Here is a 19,332-nt window from a genome sequence, read left to right as displayed (position 1 = left end):
CCCGTGCGGACCTGCCGGTGGTTCGGCTGGTCAATGAATGCAATCCACCCTGCCAGCCCGTGGCGCCCGTCACACTAGGGCTTTGCCTAGTGCTGCCTAGGTGGCTATTCAGACTCAGCAAGTTTGAATAGCGACTATTTAGGTCTTTGTGGAATACCAAATTCCGGCCTACGCTGTTGAACCAACAACCCATAGACGTGAGACAGGACACAGGAAGGCGGTGCGCCATGGAGCTCCGGCATTTGCGCTACTTCGTGGTGGTCGCCGAAACCTGCCACTTCGGGCAGGCCGCCGAGCGTCTGCAGATGGCGCAGCCGCCACTGTCCCAACAGATTCGGCAGCTGGAAGCTGAACTCGGAGCGGAGCTGCTGACCCGGACCACCCGAAGCGTGAAGCTGACCCCGGCGGGGGAGGCGTTTCTCGAGGATGCGCAGCGCATCCTGCGCAGTGTCGATGAGGCCGCCCGGCGGGCGCGGCAGTTTGCAGAAGGAAGGGCGGGCACTCTGCGCATCGGGCTGACCGGCACAGCCTCCTACACCCAGCTGCCGGCCCTGGCCAGAATGGTGAAGGAGCATCTGCCGGATGTTGTGCTGGACATCCACACGGAGATGCTGACTCCTGCCATCGAACTGGCGCTCGCCGCAGGCGAACTGGACGTGGGTGTGCTGCGCCCGCCCGCCAGCGAACCGTCACTGACCGTGCGGGCCATAGCGCGGGAGAACTTCGTCGTGGCCCTTCCTGCGGGTCACCGTCTCACTGCGTCTGACACCGTGACCGTCGGGGAACTGCGTGCCGAGGACTTCATCATGTACCCGGCCGGCTCCCGGTCAGTTGTCAACGACGCGGTGATGCGGGCATGCCGTGCGGCGGACTACCACCCCCGCGTCGCACATGAATCTGCCAAGACCTCGACGCAGCTTTCCCTGGTGGCGGCAGGACTCGGCATCGCCGTCCTCCCGGAATCGGTCCGTGGAATAGCCCTGACCGGCGTGCAGTACCGGACGGTGTCCGGCGCGGAAGAGGTCGAGCTCGCTGTCGCATGGCGCCGAACCAGCGAATCACCGCTGGTCGATGCCTTTTTGGCCAGCCTTGAAGACAATCGTGTCTTCCTGGATTCAAGCTACTCCGGAGGATTTCCGTGAAGATCATTTCCATTGAGGCGATTCCCTTCGCCATTCCCTACGTCAAGCCCCTCCGGTTCGCCAGCGGAGAGGTGCATACTGCCTCGCACGTCCTGGTCAGTGTGCGGACTGACGACGGCATTGTCGGGTTCGCCGAAGCACCGGCCAGGCCCTTTACCTACGGCGAAACCCAGGAATCCATCGTGGCCGCCATCGAGACCCTGTTTGCACCTCAGATCACGGGAATGTCCGTTCTGGACCGTGAGTCCGTGCATGCCGTCATGGACAGAACCATTGGCAACCCCACCGCCAAGTCTGCGGTGGACATGGCCATCTGGGACGTCATCGGCAAGACACTTGGGCAGCCGGTGACGGCGCTGTTGGGCGGCTTCTCGGACGGCATGCGCGTCAGCCACATGCTCGGCTTCGCCGAACCCGCCAAAATGGTGGCCGAAGCTGAACGCATGCGCGACAGCTACGGGATTACCACGTTCAAGGTGAAAGTGGGCCGCCGGCCGTTTGGCCTGGATGTCGCTGTCTGCCGCGCCCTGCGCGAAGACCTCGGGCCAGACACCGAACTGTACGTTGACGGAAACCGCGGCTGGACGCCGTCGGAATCCCTGCGCGCCCTCAACGCCATGGCGGACCTTGACCTGACCCTTGCCGAAGAGCTATGCCCTGCCGACAACGTCCTCGGCCGGAAGTGGCTCGTGGAGCGTTGCCCCATCCCGTTCGTGGCCGACGAAAGTGCCACGAATCCGGGGGAAGTAACGCGGGAACTGCTCAGCGGCGCGGCCAACGCCGTCAGCATCAAGACGGCCCGCACGGGATTCTCGCACTCCCAGCGCGTGCTGTTCCAGTGCGACGGACTGGGCGCCGAGGTGGTGATGGGCAACCAGATCGATGGCCAGCTCGGCACCTTGTGCACGGTCACCTTCGGCGCCGCCTTCCAGTCCACCACCCGGCGGGCGGGCGAGCTGTCCAATTTCCTGGACATGAGCGATGACCTCCTGGCCGACCCGCTGGAAATCGTGGACGGCAGGCTTGCGGCACGGCAGGTCCCAGGAATCGGAATCGACATTGATCCCGAAAAGCTGGCCAAGTACCGGCTTGACGTCAACAACTGAGCTACCTGAAACACCAACCCAACACCACGGCGCCGGCACCGAGGCGGCGCCCTCTAGAAAGTGAATCAACGATGACAACCCAGCAAACAGAGTTTGAGGCAAAGGCCGCAGAGTCCGGCAACGCTGCCACTGAACGCTTCCGTGAAAGCGGCAAGACGGCGTCCCTGGCTGTTCCGAAAGAGCGGGTCTCGCTGCTGGCCAACGAAGTCCTTGGCGCGGTCTACGAAACCATTCGCAAGCACAAGGTGACGTATGACGAATTCAACGCCCTCAAGTCGTGGCTGATCAGCGTGGGCGAGGACGGCGAATGGCCGCTGTTCCTGGATGTCTGGGTTGAGCATGTTGTTGAGGAAGTCTCCACGGAGGACCGCGAGGGCAACAAAGGCACCATCGAGGGCCCGTACTATGTTCCAGGCTCCCCGAAGTTCGAATCCCCTGCGACGCTGCCCATGCGTGACGGCGAAGGCGGCACTCCGCTGCTGTTCCAGGGCCAGGTGCGGGCCGTGGACGGCACCGCACTTTCCGGCGCCCATGTGGAAATCTGGCATGCGGACGACAACGGCTTCTACTCCCAGTTCGCCCCCGGCCTTCCCGAGTGGAACCTGCGCGGCACCGTCGTGGCGGACGCCGAGGGCAACTTTGCCCTGAACACGGTGCAGCCGGCGCCCTACCAGATTCCCACTGACGGCGCCTGCGGCAAGCTGATCGCCGCGGCCGGCTGGCACGCGTGGCGCCCGGCCCACCTCCACCTGAAGGTGTCAGCTCCGGGGTACCAGCTGCTGACTGCGCAGCTGTACTTTGAAGGCGACCAGCACCTGTCCGACGACATCGCCTCGGCCGTCAAGCCGGAACTCGTCCTGAGCCCCGCCCCGAGCGTCGACGGCACCGGCAACGAAGTGACCTACGACTTCGTGCTCGACGCCGAACGCGGCTAAGCACGAAACCGCGCCCCGGCCCGAACATAGGAGCAGACCGTGTTATTTGCAGTCCGCATGGACGTCACCATCCCCCAGGCAATGGACGAACAGGCCAAAACAGAGCTGCTCGCCAAGGAGAAAGCCTATTCGCAGGAACTGCAGCGTACGGGGGAGTGGCAGAGTATCTGGCGCTGCGTGGGCGAATACGCGAACATCAGCATTTTCGACGTTGCAGGTAATGAACGCCTGCACGAAATCCTCTGGGGGCTGCCGCTCTTCCCTTACATGAAGATGGACATCACGCCCCTGGCAGCCCACCCCTCGGACATTGCGCTCGGCTCGGGTCCGCTGGCTGACCGGGTGATCTCGCCCCAATCCGTGGATGAACTGAAAGGAATTGGTAATGGACATTAAGGCAGCTATTGTGCGCGGCCAGGGACAGCCCTTCGAACTCGGCAGCCTTCAACTCGACGCTTTGCGCCCGGATGAAGTCCGGGTCAGGCTCGTGGCGACCGGCGTTTGCCACACCGATGCCATCGTACGGGACCAGGTCTACCCCACGCCGCTGCCGGCAGTGCTGGGCCATGAAGGAGCCGGCATTGTTGAAGCGGTCGGCTCGGAAGTCACCGCGGTGGAGCCCGGGGACGCAGTTGTCCTCTCCGCCAACAGCTGCGGGGTGTGCGAGCAGTGCCTGAAGGGCCGTCCGCCCTACTGCACCGATTTCTTCGGGCGCAATTTCGGAGGCACCCGGCCCGACGGATCCAGCGCCTTTTCTGACGCTGGCACCCCCGTTTCCTCGCACTTCTTTGGCCAGTCGTCCTTCGCCACCCACGTCAACGCCGCGCAGCGTACGGTGGTCAAAGTCGATAGGGACCTTCCGCTGGAACTGCTTGGCCCGTTGGGCTGCGGACTGCAGACCGGTGCTGGTGCCGTCATCAACTCCTTGGACGTGCGCCCGGGATCCAGCCTTGCAGTCTTCGGCACGGGAGCGGTGGGATGCGCCGCACTGATGGCAGCCGCTGCCGTGGGCGCAACCACCATCATCGCGGTCGATATTGTCGATTCCCGCCTTGCGACAGCCATGGAACTTGGTGCCACGCACGTCATCAATAGCCGCACCACGGATGTGGGTGCCGAGATCGCACGCATCAGCCAGGACCGGGGCGTGGACTATGCCCTGGACACGACGGGTATTCCTGCCGTGCTGAGGCAGGCTGCTGACATTCTGGGCATTGGCGGGACCGTGGCCTTGATCGGGGCGCCCGCCCCGGGAACCGAGGTTTCCTTCGAAGTGGGGGCTTCCCTGATCAAGGGCTGGCACTTCCGCACCATTGTCGAAGGCGACTCAGTGCCCCAGGTGTTCATCCCGCAGCTGATCCGTCTCTGGCAACAGGGGAAGTTTCCGATCGAGAAGCTCACCAAGACCTTCGCCTTCAGTGACATTAACGACGCCTTCGCGGCCTCGGCCAGCGGCGAAACCATCAAGCCCGTCATCCTCTTCTGATCCGTATTCCAAGCCGTTGTCCACCAACACATGAGACACAGGAGCACAGCATGACCACCACCATTCTTGAATCGTTGTCCACCTTCGCCGGGGAGCCGGTGACCCTGCAGTACATCGGGGGCCAATGGCGGGAGGGCCGCTCAGCCAAGACCATCGCCGTCACTAACCCCTACGACGACACCGTCCTGACGACCATCCGGCAAGCGTCCACTGAAGATCTCGATGAGGCCTACCGCGCTGCCGAGGTGGCCCAGCGCGCGTGGGCCGCTCAGCCGCCGTCCGTCCGCCGGCAGGTCATCATGCGCGCTGCCGAACTGCTGGAGGAGCGCCGCAAGGAGATCGTGGCGTGGCTCGTCCGGGAGTCCGGATCCACGGTCATCAAGGCCAATGCGGAAGTTTCCCTTGCCGCCGGCATCACGCTGGAGGCATCGACCTTTCCCACCCGTGTACATGGACGCATTGTGGAATCCAACATTCCCGGCAAGGAAGTCCGGATCTACCGGCGCCCACTGGGCGTCGTGGGCGTCATCAGCCCGTGGAACTTCCCCCTCCACCTTTCCCAGCGCTCGGTCGCCCCGGCACTGGCCCTGGGCAACGCCGTCGTCATCAAACCCGCCAGCGACACGCCCGTGACCGGGGGACTGATTCTGGCCAGGATCTTCGAGGAGGCCGGCCTGCCGGCGGGAGTCCTCAACGTCGTCGTCGGGTCCGGATCCGAAATCGGTGACGACTTTGTGACGCACGCGGTCCCCGGCCTCATCTCCTTCACCGGTTCCACCCCCATTGGACAGAACGTTGGGCAACTGGCCGCCGGTGGAAAGCACCTCAAACACGTTGCACTTGAGCTGGGAGGCAACAGCCCCTTCGTCGTCCTGGCCGACGCCGACCTGGACGCCGCCGTCGAGGCAGCGGTGCTGGGCAAGTTCCTGCACCAGGGCCAAATCTGCATGTCCATCAACCGGATCATCGTCGAGGCCCCGCTCTACGAGGAATTTGTCCGACGCTTTGCGGCTGCTGCCGCTACCGTCCCCGCCGGCGATCCCTCCCTGGAAACTACGCTCGTCGGGCCCGTGATCAATGACAGCCAGCTCCAGAGCCTGCGCACCAAGATCGGCACGGCCCGCAGTGAGGGCGCCCGGACCGTCCTGGAAGGGGAGATCCAGGGGCGCATCGTTCCTCCGCACATCTTCGCTGACGTGACAGCCGATATGGAGATCGCCCGGGAGGAAATCTTCGGCCCGCTGGTGGGAATCCTGAAGGCTGACGACGAGGCCCACGCCCTGGAGCTTGCCAACGATGGCGTCTTCGGGCTCAGCAGCTCGGTGTTCACGCAGGACCTCGATCGCGGGGCGCGGTTTGCCCTGGGCATCAAGGCCGGCATGACCCACGTCAACGAAATGCCGGTCCACGATGAGCCCCATGTTCCCTTCGGCGGGGAGCGCAACTCAGGGTTGGGCCGCTTCAACGGCGACTGGGCCATCGCGGAATTCACCACGGACCACAGCATCGGCATCAAGCGGCTCAACAACTGAACTTAGGCGCCGGGCCTGCGCTCACGCGGGCAATCGCCGACCACGGATGGGCGGGCAGGACCTTTGCCCGCCCATCAGTCATAACCTGCGGTCTTGCCAGGCTGCGTTCGAGGACGGCAAGGGTTTTGCCGAGCTCGGCGCGTTCGTGTCCGGCTTCGAAATCCATGAGGAATTACCGTGAGACGCCGGTGGCCTCGGCGAGGGACTCCTGCGACAGTCCGCGGTCCTGGCGCCGGGCACGGACGATTGCATCGACTGCCGCGGGCGTGTGGATCCTGGTTCCAGATGTCACGGCGTCCTCCTGTGCTGGCTATCCTCGAAGGTATTGGCGGAGGCCGGGGATGGCGAAGTCGACCTTGCCGTAGCCGGCTGGTTCGATCAGGCCGGCTGCGATGAGCCTGTTGCGGTATTTGGAGACGACGTTGGGTTTGGACGTGATGATGTGTCCGATCTGGGCTGCTGCTGATGGGCCGTCTTGTTCGGCCATGGCGTGAAGGAACTCGCGGTCCTTGTCGGAGATGTCTGAGAGGGCTGACTCGACGACGACCAGGGTGTTCCGTCGCTGTGCGGCCGCGGTGGCTTTGTGGACGCTGTTCTGGTCCAGGGTCCAGCTGGCCTTGCCGGCCTCCATCCAGAGGTAGTAGCCAACGAGTTGAATGAGGAATGGGTAGCCTTCGGTGGCTTCTGCCGCCTCGTCGAGCAGCTCCGGGGCGACGTCGATGCCGCCGTCTCTGAATAGCTCCCGGTAGGAGGCGGTGACTTCGGCGATGGCGGCTTCGTGGAGGTTGATCCTGTCGGCCCGCCGCAGGAAGGTGGCTACGCCTTCGTTGAGCAGGTCGGAGACGGCTGAGGGGAGGCCGGCGAAGACCAGGCCGATGGGCAGCCCGTCGCGGATGAAGTGTTGTACGTCGGCGGCCAGTTGGGAGATTTCGGTCCTGTCGACGGCGTGGATTTCGTCAATGGTGATGACCAGGCCGGTGCCTTGTGCGTCCAGCAGCCGCAGGAGCTCCTCTCCGGTGCGGCGCCAGTCCGGAACCCGTTCCGCAGGGAGTTGGGTGGTCAGTCCGAACCCGGCTGCGGAGAAGGCGGTGATTTTCCGTGTGGGCGGGCCATCGCCGAGTTCGTCGGTGAGGCGGAGCATGTCGTCGCCGATCTTCGCCAGGAATCCTGGGGTTGCTGTCCGGGAGATCACGGCCCAGCCGTGCTCCTTGGCGGTCGCTTCCGCAGCGTTGAGCATGACCGTCTTGCCGATGCCCCTGGAGCCGGTAATGATGGCCAGCAGCCCCGGGGCGCCCGATCCCTGGTGCAGGCCGTATTCGAATTCATCCAGGAGCCCGGCCCGCCCGATCAAATCCGGCGGGGTGGCTCCGGCGGTCGGCTTGAAAGGATTCTGCACGGGACCTCCGGGGTGAAAGTAAGTGAAACTGGTGAAAGTGGTGAAACTTCCGCAAGTGTACCAGTCGCGTCTGCCAGGAATTGGACGTCATTGAGTGTCAGTCCGTGGAGGCTCGGCCCTCCGTGTGCGGCGTGAAGGCTATATAGTTGAAGATGCAAGTAATTGGGGCTGCACTCCGGCTCCCGGATTCCACCAAGCCAAGGAGCTGGCCTTCGAATGAACACCACACTGCGCGACGTGCGCTCGCAAGACTGGGCCACCAATGCCGCTTCCGATGCGGTCGCACTTTTCCTGCATGGCTTCGGATCCAACGAGCACGACTTGGGTTCGTTGGCGCAGGCGCTGGGGTTGAACCTGCCCTGGGCATCCCTGCGGGCACCGATTGAGCTCGGCAACGGAGGAGCGGCATGGTTCTCCATCACCACGCCAGGAAATCCCGAGGCCGCGCCGGTGGAGGCGGCAAGCGACGCGATTTGGGCCTGGGTCGAGGCAAACGTGGACCCCGACATCCGCATCGTGCCCATCGGGTTCTCGCAGGGAGGGCTCATGGCCAGCCAGTTGCTCCGCGCGCGGCCCGAACGGGTGCTGGCCCCCGTGGTGCTGGGCGGATTCGTGCTGGGCGCCCCGCAGCCGGGCGACGAGACGCTGCGCAGCAGTCGCCCGCCCCTCTTCTGGGGCCGAGGCTCCGAAGACAGGGTCATCGCGCCCGTGGCCATTACCCGCAGCAGCGAGTACCTTCCGCAGCACACCTCGCTGATTGAGCGGGTGTATCCGGGGCTGGCACATGGAATCAATGCGGACGAGCTGGACGACGTACGCGACTTCCTCGCCGCAGAGCTCGGCGCCCACGCGGTTGCCCGCGCCTGAGCACCACCCGAGACGCACGTCAGGTCGCCGGCTGCATACCTCCGCCACGGTCGACTGCGCGGTTGTTCTCCGGCTCACGCATGGACTGAACTGCCGCGCAGTAGTTCAGTTGATTGCCTCGATGCCCTGCCGCTTGAGTTCTTCCAGGTGGCTCCGCATGCCAGTGGGTTCCACGCGGTAGATTCGTCCTGGTCCCTCGCCCAGCCCAAGTTCCGCTCCCAGGATGGCAGCATCCGGGTTTGCGGTGAGGTAGACGTAGTTCGCCCTCGTTCGCTCCCCGTAATTTGAGCTGTGGCCGGGTTTCAGCAGCTCTCCAGGCTCCGAGTCAGCCTTCGTGCCGTGGTAGAAAGGCCCGGGATCCTTGGCCCCGGACGACATCGGTCCATTAGAGATATGAACTGAGGGATTCAGGTTCCGCCCGTCTCGGTCTTTTGATTCCCCAGAACCAGGGGCAACGCTGGGCCTGCCGGCGTGGGCGGCTTCACAAGGTTTCCACTAGCAGGAGTCTGCCGCTGCCAGGCTGTGGTTGACGGAGCAAGGTTGCGGCATGACGAAGTTGCAGGCGGCAGCGAACTACTGCGGGCGGGATGATTCGGCCGGCATTGAAGCGGATCCGACGGCGTGATTGCCTTGGATTCCGAACTCGCGGCCGGAAGGGGATGCCGCCGTCGTGCTTCCCGCGATCGGTCGCCTGTGGCCGCAGCGCCAGCGCCTTCTTGCCGGGAGCTGAGGCGGGGACCCGCCTGCCGTCTAGACTCGAATCCGGACGCCGTCAGGCGGAACTGGAACAAGGAGGTCATCATGGCCGGCGGCAGCCGCGAACCCGGACGCACCGTGACCTCGAAGGTGCTGGCCATCCTGGAGGCCTTTGAGACGTCCCGCAGTGCCTTGAGCCTGACCGACATCGCCGACAAATCCGGGCTGCCGCTCAGCACGACGCACCGGTTGGTCAATGAGCTGACTGACTGGGGCCTCCTCTCACGGGAACCCAACGGCCGCTACCAGCTGGGCATCCGGCTGTGGGAACTCGCCCAGAACACCGGACGCCAGCTCCGCGATGCTGCCCGTCCGTTCGTCCAGGACCTGTTCTCCCTGACCGGTGAGACCGCGCACCTGGCCATCCGGGCAGGGCACGAGGTCCTCTACATCGACCGGGTCTACGGTTCCAAGCGCGTTCCCCGGGCCTCCCGGGTGGGAGGCCGCCTCCCGATGCACGCCACCGCCGTCGGGAAGGTCATCCTCGCCTTCGAGGAGGACTGGGTCCGGGATGCCTACCTGAACCGGGACCTGGAACGGCCCACCGCCCACACCCACATTGACCCGCGGCGGTTCGCCGAAGAGCTGGGCCAGATCAGGGAGCAGGGTTACGCCACCACCATGGAGGAGGTGCGGCTGGGCTCGTGCTCCATCGCCGTCCCGGTGTTCCACACCGGCAGGATCGGCGCTGCCATTGGCCTGGTGCTGCCCTCCTCGCACGCGTCCACAATGACCCGGCACCTTCCTGTCCTCAAGGGAATATCGGCCCAGATTGAGCGGGCCACGGCACGGATCCCGCTGGAGACGCTGATCGGCGTGCACCGCGGGGCCAAGGACTAACCGGCCCGTCGCGACATTGCCTTCCACCCAGTGGAAGTTAAGGCTGTTCACCGACCGGTGATGTGGACCACACTGATGACTAGGAATCCCGGGCACCCTCACGGTGCCGGGCGGAACCAAGACACCAGGAGTCCAGATGTCATCGTCGACAGAAACGGCCGGCCGCTGTCCCTTCGGGTACGGCGCCGAAGCCCCCGCCGGGCATCACGGCTACGAGCCCTTCCAGATGAAGGATCCTTTCACCGCCTACGCCGAACTCCGGACCGAACAGCCCGTGATGTTCGATGAGCGCGTGGGCCTGTACGTTGTCTCCCGCTATGACGACATCAAGGCGGTGTTCGAGGACTGGGAAACCTTCTCCAGCGAAAACGCCCAGGCCCCGGTCCGCGAACGTGGCCCCGCGGCGAAGAAGATCATGGAAGAGGGCGGCTTCACCGCCTACTCAGGGCTGTCCGCTCGCCGCCCGCCGGAGCACACCCGGATCCGCGCCGTGGTGCAGAAGGCGTTCACTCCCCGCCGCTACAAGGCGCTGGAGCCCTTCATCCGGCAGAACGTGGTTGCCCTCATCGAAAAGATGCTGGCCCGCCCCGAGCGCCGCGGTGATCTTGTGAAAGACCTCGCCTACGACGTCCCCACCATCACCATCCTGACCCTGATCGGCGCGGACGTCTCCCAGGTGGACACCTTCAAGCGCTGGAGCGACTCCCGCGCCGCCATGACCTGGGGCGACCTGAGCGATGAGGATCAGGTCCCCCACGCCCACAACCTGGTGGAGTACTGGCAGGAATGCCTGCGCCTGGTCAGGGTGGCCCACGAACAGGGCGGCGACAACCTCACCGGGGACCTCGTCAAAGCACAGCAGGAAGGCGCCGAAATCTCGGACCACGAGATCGCCTCCGTGCTCTACAGCCTGCTCTTCGCAGGCCACGAGACCACCACCACCCTGATCTCCAACGCCCTGCGCGAGCTTCTGGCCCGCCCCGAGCAGTGGCAGCAGCTGGTGGAGGATCCCAAGAAGATCCCCGCCGCCATCGACGAGGTCCTCCGCTACGCCGGCTCCATTGTCGGCTGGCGCCGCAAAGCCCTGAAGGACACCGAAGTGGGTGGCGTGGCCATCGAGGAAGGTTCGCAGCTGCTGCTCCTGATGGGCTCCGCCAACCGCGACGAAAGTAAGTTCGAAGCCGGCGAGGACTTCGATATCACGCGCCCCAACGCCCGCGAGCACCTCAGCTTCGGGTTTGGAATCCATTACTGCCTGGGCAACATGCTCGCAAAGCTCCAGGCAAAAATCGCACTCGAGGAAGTGGCCCGGCTCGCCCCGGAGCTGCAACTCGAGGACCCGGAGGGCATCGCCTTCCGTGAAAACCTCTCCTTCCGTGTCCCCGAGACCGTTCCTGTCAGTTGGAAGGCCTAACCACCATGCAAAGCAACGATTACATCCAGTTTTTCGACGGCGGCATTGAGCCGACGCTTGAAAACCTTGGTGGCAAGGGCTCGTCCTTGGTCACCATGACCTCCGCGGGCATGCCCGTCCCGCCCGGCTTTGTGGTCACCACAGCAGAGTTCGACGCCTTTATGGACGAGGCCGGCATCACCGCAAAGATCAACCAGTTGCTCGCTGACCTGGACCCGGAGGACACCGCCCAGGTGGACAGGGTCTCCGCCGCCATCCGCGAAGACATCTGCTCCCGGCCGGTGCCCCAGGCCTTGCGCGATCAGACCACCAGGGCCTACGAGTCCCTGATGTCCCGCTTCGACGCCCCGGTGCCGGTGGCGGTCCGCTCCAGCGCCACGGCCGAAGACCTCCCGGACGCCTCGTTCGCCGGCCAGCAGGACACCTATCTCTGGCTCGACGGCGTCAAGGCAGTCACCGAGCACATCCGCCAGTGCTGGGCCTCCCTGTACACTTCCCGCGCAATCATCTACCGACTGAAGAACAACATCCCCAACGAAGGCCTGTCCATGGCCGTCGTCGTGCAGAAGATGGTCAACTCCCGGGTCTCCGGCGTCGCCATCACCATGGACCCCACCAACGGGGACCGCTCCAAGATCACCATCGACTCCTCCTATGGTGTGGGCGAGATGGTGGTTTCGGGCCAGGTCACCCCGGACAACATCGTGCTGGACAAGGTCACGCTCGCCGTCGTCGCCGACCACCTCGGCGACAAGCACGCCGAACTGGTCCCCGACGCCGGCGCCAAGCGCCTGGTGGAACGCGAGGTCGACGCCGAACGCCGCGGCCGCCGCAGCCTCACCGACGCGGAACTCACCGCCGTCGCCCAGATGGCCAAGTGGGCCGAGAAGCACTACAAGTGCCCCCAGGACATCGAATGGGCCCTGGACTGGGACCTGCCGAACGGCGAAAACCTCCTCCTTCTCCAGTCCCGCCCGGAAACCGTCCACTCCTCCAAACCCGCAGCGCAGCCCACGGCCACCGCCGGTGGCTACTTCGGCGGGATCTCCAGCCCGGCTCCCGCTACCGGCGGCTTCAGCCTCGGCAGCATCACCGCCTCCCTCCTCAAACCCTCCGCTTAAGCGCACGAACACCAGCAAGGCTCCACACACCAAGGCTCACCGCCGAGCCCTATTGAAAGGACCGCCATGTCCCTGAAGTCCTTCCCCAAACCCTCCGAGCTCACGGTCCCCGCCGGCGCCGAAGGCTGGGAAAAGATCTATCCCTACTACCTGGTCTTCCAGGACAAACTCAAGGAGCAGGAGGACGCCAAGTTCTGGTTTTGCGACAGCCAGCACTGGCCCACCGTGTTCAAGCCCTTTGAGACCATCGGCGGCGAGTTCGCGGTCAAGTGCCTGGGCCAGTACAACGCCCGGCACCTCATGATCCCCAACGCCAACGGCATCGAGTTCCGCATCCACCTGGGCTACCTCTACATGTCTCCCATCCCCGTGCCGGAGGACCAGATCGCCGCCCGCGTGCCCCTCTTCGAGCAACGGATTGGCCACTACTTCCAGAATTGGGAAGAGAAGCTGAAGCACTGGCACGTCAAGGTCCGCGGAACCATTGACGAGATGGAGCGCATCTCCTTCCCCAAGCTGCCGGACATCGTCCCCATGGAGGACATCACCTCCGGTAAGGGGAAGGACGGTTCCGAGAAGCTGCTGGAAAGCTACGACCGCCTCATCCAGCTGGCCTACCAGAACTGGCAGTATCACTTCGAATTCCTGAATCTGGGCTACATCGCCTACCTGGACTTCTTCAACTTCTGCAAGCAGGTCTTCCCCAACGTTCCCGACCAGTCCATCGCCGCCATGGTGCAGGGCGTGGACATGGAACTCTTCCGCCCGGACGATGAGCTCAAGCAGCTCGCCAAGCTGGCCGTCGAGCTCGGGCTGCAGGCCCATTTCAGGAACACGGACGACGTCGATGCCACCCTGGGTGCCATCGCCGCCGCTCCCGGCGGGGACCGGTGGAGCGCCCAGTACGACGGCGCCAAGGACCCGTGGTTCAACTTCACCGTCGGCAACGGCTTCTACGGCCACGACAAATACTGGAACGAACACCAGGAAATCCCGCTGGGCTACATCGCGGACTACATCCGCCGCGTGGACGAGGGCCAGGAAATCATGCGCCCCGTCGAGGCCCTCATCGTGGAACGCGACCGCATCATCGAGGAATACCGAGAGCTGCTCGAAGGCGAAAACCAGGCGGTCTTCGACGCCAAGCGCGGCCTGGCCGCCACCGCCTACCCGTACGTGGAGAACCACAACTTCTACATCGAGCACTGGACCATGGGCGTCTTCTGGCGCAAGATCCGCGAACTGTCCCGCATGATGGCTGCCGAGGGCTTCTGGTCCGGACCGGACGACCTGCTCTACCTGGGCCGCAATGAGGTCCGCGACGCGCTCTTTGACCTGGTCACCGGCTGGGGCGTGGGCGCCAAGCCCATCGGCCCCGACTTCTGGCCGGAGGAGATCGAGCGCCGCCGCGGCATCGTGGACGCGCTCAAGACCGCCCGGCCCGCCCCGGCCCTGAACACCCCGCCGGAGTCCATCACCGAACCCTTCACCCGGATGCTCTGGGGCATCACCACCGAACAGGTCCAGCAGTGGCTGGGCGCCGGCGAAACGGTGGAAGGCGGAGGACTGCGCGGCATGGCCGCATCGCCGGGCGTGGTGGAAGGCCTGGCCCGCGTGGTGACCGATGCAGACCAGCTCTCCGAGGTCCAGCAGGGCGAGATCCTGGTGGCCACCGTCACGGCACCGTCCTGGGGCCCGATCTTCGGCAAGATCAAGGCCACTGTCACGGACATCGGCGGCATGATGAGCCACGCCGCAATCGTGTGCCGCGAATACGGACTTCCGGCCGTGACCGGAACCGGCTCAGCCTCCACCACCATCAAGACCGGCCAGTTGCTGCGGGTGGACGGAACCAAGGGCACGGTGCAGATCCTCGACGCCGAATCCCTGGAAGAGCTGCTTGTCACCGGCCCGGGCGCCCACAGCCACAGCCATGTCTGACGTGCCCATGCCTGCAGCGGGACAAGAAGCAGGGAAGACCGTCCTCATCACCGGTGCCGCCGGCGGGCTGGGCCGGGCGTTTGCACTCGGCTTTGCCGGTCGCGGCTACCGCGTGGCGGTGGCCGACATCAACCTCGAAGGTGCTGAGCAGACCGCCAACCTGGTCCGCGAAAGCGGCGCCGAAGCGGCGGCGTTCTCCGCGGACGTCACCAGCGTGGCCTCCACGGAGGACCTCGCGAAAAGCTGCGCGGACTTCGGAAACGGAAGCATCGACGTCGTCCTTAACAACGCGGCGGTGTATGCGGGAGTGACCCGCAGCCCGTTCGAGGAGATCGACCCGGCCGAATGGGATCTGGTGATGAACGTGAACCTCAAAGGCCCCTGGCTGGTCACCCGCGCCGCGAGCCCGTACCTGCCCGAGGGCGGCCGCGTCATCAACCTCTCCAGCGCCACCATCTTCAGCGGCTCGGAGCAGTGGCTGCACTACGTCGCCTCCAAGGGCGGCGTGGTGGCCCTGACCCGGGTCATGGCCAAGGAACTGGGCCGGCGCGGGATCACGGTCAACGCGATCGCCCCCGGCTTCACCCTCACCGAGGCCAGCTACGGGCTGATGGAAAACGCCGAGAACTACGGCGTGGACCGCGGCGCGATCAAGCGGGCCAGCCAGCCGGAGGACATAGTGGGTGCCGCGCTCTTCCTCGCCGGACCGGACAGCTCGTACTACACCGGCCAGACCATGGTGGTCGACGGCGGCCGGCAGTTCATCTGACCAGTCACGTCATTTCACCAAACAAGCAACTTCAACCCCAAGGAGGACCAATGCCAACGGTTCACTTCACCGACGCCGAAGGCGCCGTCCGCGATGTCCAAGGCAACGTGGGCGACTCGGTCATGGAAACCGCGGTGCGCAACGGCGTCCCCGGAATCGTGGCCGAGTGCGGAGGCTCCCTGTCCTGCGCCACCTGCCACGTCTTCGTCCGGGAAGACTGCGTTTCGCAGCTCCCGCCGATGGAGGACATGGAAGACGAGATGCTCTACGGCACCGCAGTGGACCGCGAGGACAACTCCCGGCTGTCCTGCCAGCTGCGCCTGACGGATGGGCTCGAATTGTTCGTCACTACCCCGGAAACCCAGGTGTAGCCGTGGGCACGCACACAGCGGAGCAGGCAGCCGGTGCCACGAACGGCCCCGCTACGGTTCCCACCAGAACCGGGCTCCTGATCATCGGCGCCAGCCAGTCAGGGGTTCAGCTTGCGGTGTCGCTCCGGGCCCTGGGCTTTGGCGAGCACATCACGCTCCTGGGGGACGAGGACCACCGCCCGTACCAGCGGCCCGCCCTGTCCAAGGAATTCCTGCAGGGCACCGTGGAGAGCGAATCCCTGATCTTCCGCTCCAACGATTACTGGGCCGAGCACAACGTGGACCTGGTCAAAGGCGAACACATCGTCCGGATCGACAAGGAAGCGGACGGCTCCGGGGTGGCGCATGCGTCCTCCGGCCGGGAGTTCCCTTTCAGGCGGCTGGCCCTCACCGTGGGTGCCCGTGCCCGGAAGCTGGAGATCGACGGCGGGGACCTCGACGGCGTGCTGTACCTCCGCAACGCCGACGACGCCCTGGCACTTAAGGCCCGCGTAGGCGACGCCACGGACGTGGTGGTGATCGGCGGCGGGTTCATCGGCCTGGAAGCCGCCTCCAGCCTGCAGAAAATGGGCAAAAACGTCACGGTCCTCGAATTCGGGCCACGGCTGGTCGGCAGGGCCGTGGGGGAGGAGACCGCCGAGTACTTCCTGCAGGCACACCGCTCCCGCGGACTGGATATCAGGCTGAACACGAGTGCGGCGCGCTTTTCAGCTGCCGACGACGGCAAGGCAGTCGCCGCCGTCGAGCTTCAGGACGGCACGGTACTGCCAGCGCAGATCGTGCTGATCGGTATAGGCGTCATCCCCAATACACAGCTGGCCGAACAGCTGGGCCTGGACGTGGACAACGGGGTGGTGGTGGACCGGTTCGCGCTGGCCTCGGACGGCACCACCGTGGCGGTGGGGGACGTGGCCAACATGCCCAACCCGGTCCCCGGCTCGGAGCCGGGCGAGCGGATCCGGCTGGAAAGCGTCAACAACGCCATCGAGCACGCCAAAGTGGCCGCGTACTCCCTGACGGGCCGGCGCGAGGAATACGCCGGCATCCCGTGGTTCTGGTCCAACCAGGCCGATCTCAAGCTCCAGATCGCGGGCCTGTGCAACGGCTACGACCAGACCGTGCTCCGGTACGACGAGGAACGCGGGAAGTTCAGCGTCCTCTACTACCGCCGGGGCCAGGTCATCGCCGCGGACTGCGTCAATGCCCCGCTGGACTTCATGGCCGTGAAGAACGCCCTGGCCAAGGGCCAGAACATCCCGGCCGACGCCGCAGCAGACCCCGCGACGCAACTCAAGACCATCACCACGGACAGCTAGCCGCCAGGCCGGCGCACCCGAAGGAGCATTATGAGCACCCCCAAGACTCCGGTCGCCTCGGCCGGCCCCACGGCTGAACCCGCGGACGTGCTGGCCGAGGCCTTCGCCGCGGCGTACAGCGTCCGTCCCGTTCCCGCGGCCGGTCCGGTGGACACCACCGCCATCTGCAACACCCCCGCTGCCCTTGAGGAGCTCGACGCGCTGTGGAAGGCCGTTGTCCAGGAGACCCGGACGCGCGGCAACGACATCCACCTGCCGATTTCCCTGGCCTTCGCCGAGCGGCTCTGCCGGGCCTACCCAGACGCCGACGCGGAACTGGTGCGCGTGGCCACCCTGCTGCACGACACCGGCTGGGCCCACGTTGATGAGTCCCGCATCATCTCGGAGGGCTTCTCGGGAGACTGGCGGAAGGCCGCCATCCGCTACGAACACGAGCAGCAGGGCTGCAACGTGGCGCGCCGCGTGCTCCCCGGGCTGGGCTACTCCCCGGACTTTGTGGAACACGTCTGCGAGATCATCGACGGACATGACACCCGGCCGGTGGCACGCTCGCTGGAGGATGCTTTGATGCGCGACGCCGACCGGCTGTGGCGTTTCGACCGCGCCGGGATCGCTCTGGCTTCCTCGTGGTTCGGCATGGACCCAGCCACGTACACCGAGCGGCTGGCCACGGAGATCGTGCCCGAACTCATCACGCAGGCCGCCGTGGACATGGCCACCGCGGACCTCAACCGATCAAACGCCCTGCTGAAGACGGGAGTCATCCGATGACCGCAGCCATGCATGACGCTCCTGCCCTGGCCGCCCGGGCGGGACTGTCCCTGCCGTACACGCATGTGGACACGATCTTTGTCGACGGCGCCTGGCAGCCTTCCCGTGGTGCCGGCCGGATCCCGGTGACCGACCCCGCCACGGGCGAAGTGTGGGGCTCGGTGCCGGACGGCACTCCGGAAGATGTGGATGCCGCCGTCGGCTCCGCCCAGCGGGCGTTTGCCGGTGCCGACGGCGGCGCGTGGCCCCGGCTCTCCCCGTCCGAGCGCGCCGCCTACCTGGTCCGGATAGCAGAGGAAGTGGAGAAGCGCGCCGACGAGCTGTCCCTGACGAACTCGCGCGAAAACGGCTCGCCTGTCTCCGAGTCCGCCGGTGCTGCGGCCAACGCGGCAGGCATCTTCCGCTACTTCGCCACCCTCGCGGAATACCTGGAACGGGACGACGTCCGCCCGTTCCCGCGCGGCGGCGGCGAGTCCGTGGTCCGGCGCGACCCGCTGGGCGTGTGCGCGCTGATCGCGCCGTGGAACTTTCCCATCAACCTGGTGGTGATCAAGCTGGCGCCGGCACTGCTGGCCGGCTGCACCGTGGTGATTAAGCCGGCGTCGCCCACGCCCCTTTCCATCCGCGTGATCATCGACGCGATCGCCGCCGCCGGGGTCCCGGCCGGCGTGGTCAACCTCGTCACCGGCTCCGGCCGGCTGGGGGATGTGCTGGTGAAGCACCCGGGTGTGGCCAAGGTGGCGTTTACGGGTTCGACGCCGGTGGGCCGGAAGATTGCCGCGGCCTGCGGTGAGCTGCTGCGCCCGGTCACCCTGGAGCTGGGCGGGAAATCCAGCGCCATTGTGCTGCCCGACGCGGACCTGGACGCCATGTCCAAGGTGCTGATCCGGTCCTCCATGCGCAACACCGGCCAGACTTGCTACATCTCCACCCGGATCCTCGCCCCAGCGAGCCGCTATGACGAGGTGGTGGACATGGTGACCGCCACGATCGCCGCCGGGAAGCAGGGTGATCCGCTGGAGCCGGATACCGTGTTCGGTCCCTGCGCCACGGAGTCCCAGTACCGGACCGTGCTGGAATACGTGCAGTCGGGGCTGGACGAAGGTGCCCGTGCCACCACCGGCGGCCGCGCCGCGTCGCTCTCCGGAGGGCTGGAAAACGGCTACTTCGTGGAACCGACGGTGTTCGCCGATGTCACCCCGGACATGCGGATCTCCCGCGAGGAGATCTTCGGGCCCGTCATGTGCATCCTTAAGTACGACGACGTCGACAGCGGAGTCGACGAGGCGGTTGCCCTGGCGAACAACACCGAGTTCGGCCTGGGCGGGCTGGTGTTCGGCTCGGACCCTGAGGCCGCGCTCGCCGTGGCGGACCGCATGGACACCGGCTCGGTGGGCCTGAACTTCTTCGCCTCCAACCATGCGGCCCCCTTCGGCGGGCGGCACGACTCCGGCCTCGGGACGGAGTACGGCATCGAGGGCCTGAACGCCTACCTGAGCTACAAGTCGATCCACCGCCGGGCCTAGTACCGGACGAGCCCGTACCATTGAATGGAAAGTGCAGGCGAAC

19 protein-coding genes are annotated in these 19,332 nt (G+C 65.6%); 16 read left to right on the top strand and 3 right to left on the bottom strand.

The window, feature by feature from the left end; all coding sequences use genetic code 11:
- Positions 1-227 precede the first annotated feature (227 nt).
- The 6 genes from J1902_RS07265 to J1902_RS07240 all read left to right on the top strand — a co-directional run bounded on the left by J1902_RS07265 (position 228) and on the right by J1902_RS07240 (position 6,201).
- On the top strand, positions 228-1,142 hold the full coding sequence (locus tag J1902_RS07265) for a LysR substrate-binding domain-containing protein (protein ID WP_207615588.1): 915 nt from the start codon (positions 228-230) through the stop codon (positions 1,140-1,142).
- Positions 1,139-2,248 carry a mandelate racemase/muconate lactonizing enzyme family protein gene (locus J1902_RS07260; protein ID WP_207615587.1) on the top strand — a complete coding sequence of 370 codons (1,110 nt, stop codon included), beginning with the start codon at positions 1,139-1,141 and terminating at the stop codon, positions 2,246-2,248. Before J1902_RS07265 ends, J1902_RS07260 begins: the two co-directional genes overlap by 4 nt.
- A gap of 71 nt (positions 2,249-2,319) precedes the next feature.
- Positions 2,320-3,183 (top strand): catechol 1,2-dioxygenase, encoded by an 864-nt coding sequence (catA, locus tag J1902_RS07255; protein WP_207615586.1) that lies wholly within the window; start codon positions 2,320-2,322, stop codon positions 3,181-3,183.
- A 39-nt stretch (positions 3,184-3,222) separates the two neighbouring features.
- Complete coding sequence (catC, locus tag J1902_RS07250; protein ID WP_207615585.1) at positions 3,223-3,579, top strand: muconolactone Delta-isomerase; 357 nt, start codon at positions 3,223-3,225, stop codon at positions 3,577-3,579.
- Positions 3,569-4,669 (top strand): NAD(P)-dependent alcohol dehydrogenase, encoded by a 1,101-nt coding sequence (locus J1902_RS07245; RefSeq protein ID WP_207615584.1) that lies wholly within the window; start codon positions 3,569-3,571, stop codon positions 4,667-4,669. Before catC ends, J1902_RS07245 begins: the two co-directional genes overlap by 11 nt.
- A gap of 50 nt (positions 4,670-4,719) precedes the next feature.
- A complete protein-coding gene (locus tag J1902_RS07240; protein WP_207615583.1) occupies positions 4,720-6,201 on the top strand; it encodes an aldehyde dehydrogenase family protein in 1,482 nt (493 codons plus the stop codon).
- Positions 6,202-6,373: 172 nt separating this feature from the next.
- Here the strand turns inward: J1902_RS07240 and J1902_RS19800 are convergent, their stop codons facing one another.
- A complete protein-coding gene (locus J1902_RS19800; RefSeq protein ID WP_207615582.1) occupies positions 6,374-6,493 on the bottom strand; it encodes a helix-turn-helix domain-containing protein in 120 nt (39 codons plus the stop codon).
- Positions 6,494-6,511: 18 nt separating this feature from the next.
- A complete protein-coding gene (locus J1902_RS07230; protein ID WP_207615581.1) occupies positions 6,512-7,597 on the bottom strand; it encodes an ATP-binding protein in 1,086 nt (361 codons plus the stop codon).
- Between the two features lie 216 nt (positions 7,598-7,813).
- Between J1902_RS07230 and J1902_RS07225 the strand changes: the two genes are divergently transcribed.
- The gene (locus J1902_RS07225) at positions 7,814-8,464 is read left to right on the top strand and encodes an alpha/beta hydrolase (RefSeq protein WP_207615580.1); all 651 of its coding nucleotides are present in this window, start codon (positions 7,814-7,816) and stop codon (positions 8,462-8,464) included.
- Positions 8,465-8,569: 105 nt separating this feature from the next.
- On the opposite strand, the gene J1902_RS07220 is transcribed toward J1902_RS07225, so the two are convergent.
- On the bottom strand, positions 8,570-8,842 hold the full coding sequence (locus J1902_RS07220; protein WP_207615579.1) for an NAD(+)--rifampin ADP-ribosyltransferase: 273 nt from the start codon (positions 8,840-8,842) through the stop codon (positions 8,570-8,572).
- 423 nt (positions 8,843-9,265) lie between these two features.
- Here J1902_RS07220 and J1902_RS07215 point away from each other — a divergent pair, with 423 nt between their 5' ends.
- The 9 genes from J1902_RS07215 (at position 9,266) to J1902_RS07175 (ending at position 19,289) form a co-directional block, all read left to right on the top strand.
- A complete protein-coding gene (locus J1902_RS07215; protein ID WP_207615578.1) occupies positions 9,266-10,060 on the top strand; it encodes an IclR family transcriptional regulator in 795 nt (264 codons plus the stop codon).
- A 136-nt stretch (positions 10,061-10,196) separates the two neighbouring features.
- On the top strand, positions 10,197-11,474 hold the full coding sequence (locus J1902_RS07210; RefSeq protein ID WP_207615577.1) for a cytochrome P450: 1,278 nt from the start codon (positions 10,197-10,199) through the stop codon (positions 11,472-11,474).
- Between the two features lie 5 nt (positions 11,475-11,479).
- Positions 11,480-12,595, top strand: coding sequence for a PEP/pyruvate-binding domain-containing protein (locus tag J1902_RS07205; protein ID WP_207615576.1), 1,116 nt, complete (start codon positions 11,480-11,482; stop codon positions 12,593-12,595).
- A 66-nt stretch (positions 12,596-12,661) separates the two neighbouring features.
- The gene (locus J1902_RS07200) at positions 12,662-14,536 is read left to right on the top strand and encodes a PEP-utilizing enzyme (protein ID WP_207615575.1); all 1,875 of its coding nucleotides are present in this window, start codon (positions 12,662-12,664) and stop codon (positions 14,534-14,536) included.
- The gene (locus J1902_RS07195; protein ID WP_242701726.1) at positions 14,529-15,305 is read left to right on the top strand and encodes an SDR family NAD(P)-dependent oxidoreductase; all 777 of its coding nucleotides are present in this window, start codon (positions 14,529-14,531) and stop codon (positions 15,303-15,305) included. The genes J1902_RS07200 and J1902_RS07195 overlap by 8 nt, the downstream gene beginning before the upstream one ends.
- A gap of 50 nt (positions 15,306-15,355) precedes the next feature.
- Positions 15,356-15,676 carry a 2Fe-2S iron-sulfur cluster-binding protein gene (locus J1902_RS07190; protein ID WP_207615574.1) on the top strand — a complete coding sequence of 107 codons (321 nt, stop codon included), beginning with the start codon at positions 15,356-15,358 and terminating at the stop codon, positions 15,674-15,676.
- 2 nt (positions 15,677-15,678) lie between these two features.
- Positions 15,679-16,992, top strand: coding sequence for an NAD(P)/FAD-dependent oxidoreductase (locus J1902_RS07185; RefSeq protein ID WP_207615573.1), 1,314 nt, complete (start codon positions 15,679-15,681; stop codon positions 16,990-16,992).
- Positions 16,993-17,022: 30 nt separating this feature from the next.
- A complete protein-coding gene (locus J1902_RS07180; protein WP_207615572.1) occupies positions 17,023-17,763 on the top strand; it encodes an HD domain-containing protein in 741 nt (246 codons plus the stop codon).
- Complete coding sequence (locus J1902_RS07175; RefSeq protein ID WP_207615571.1) at positions 17,760-19,289, top strand: aldehyde dehydrogenase family protein; 1,530 nt, start codon at positions 17,760-17,762, stop codon at positions 19,287-19,289. The genes J1902_RS07180 and J1902_RS07175 overlap by 4 nt, the downstream gene beginning before the upstream one ends.
- Positions 19,290-19,332 lie beyond the last annotated feature (43 nt).

The organism is Arthrobacter cavernae (assembly GCF_017368795.1).
In the GTDB taxonomy this organism is placed as follows: Bacteria; Actinomycetota; Actinomycetes; order Actinomycetales; family Micrococcaceae; genus Arthrobacter; species Arthrobacter cavernae.
Note: the sequence above shows the minus strand (reverse complement) of the source record. Positions and strands in the feature narration are given on the sequence as shown.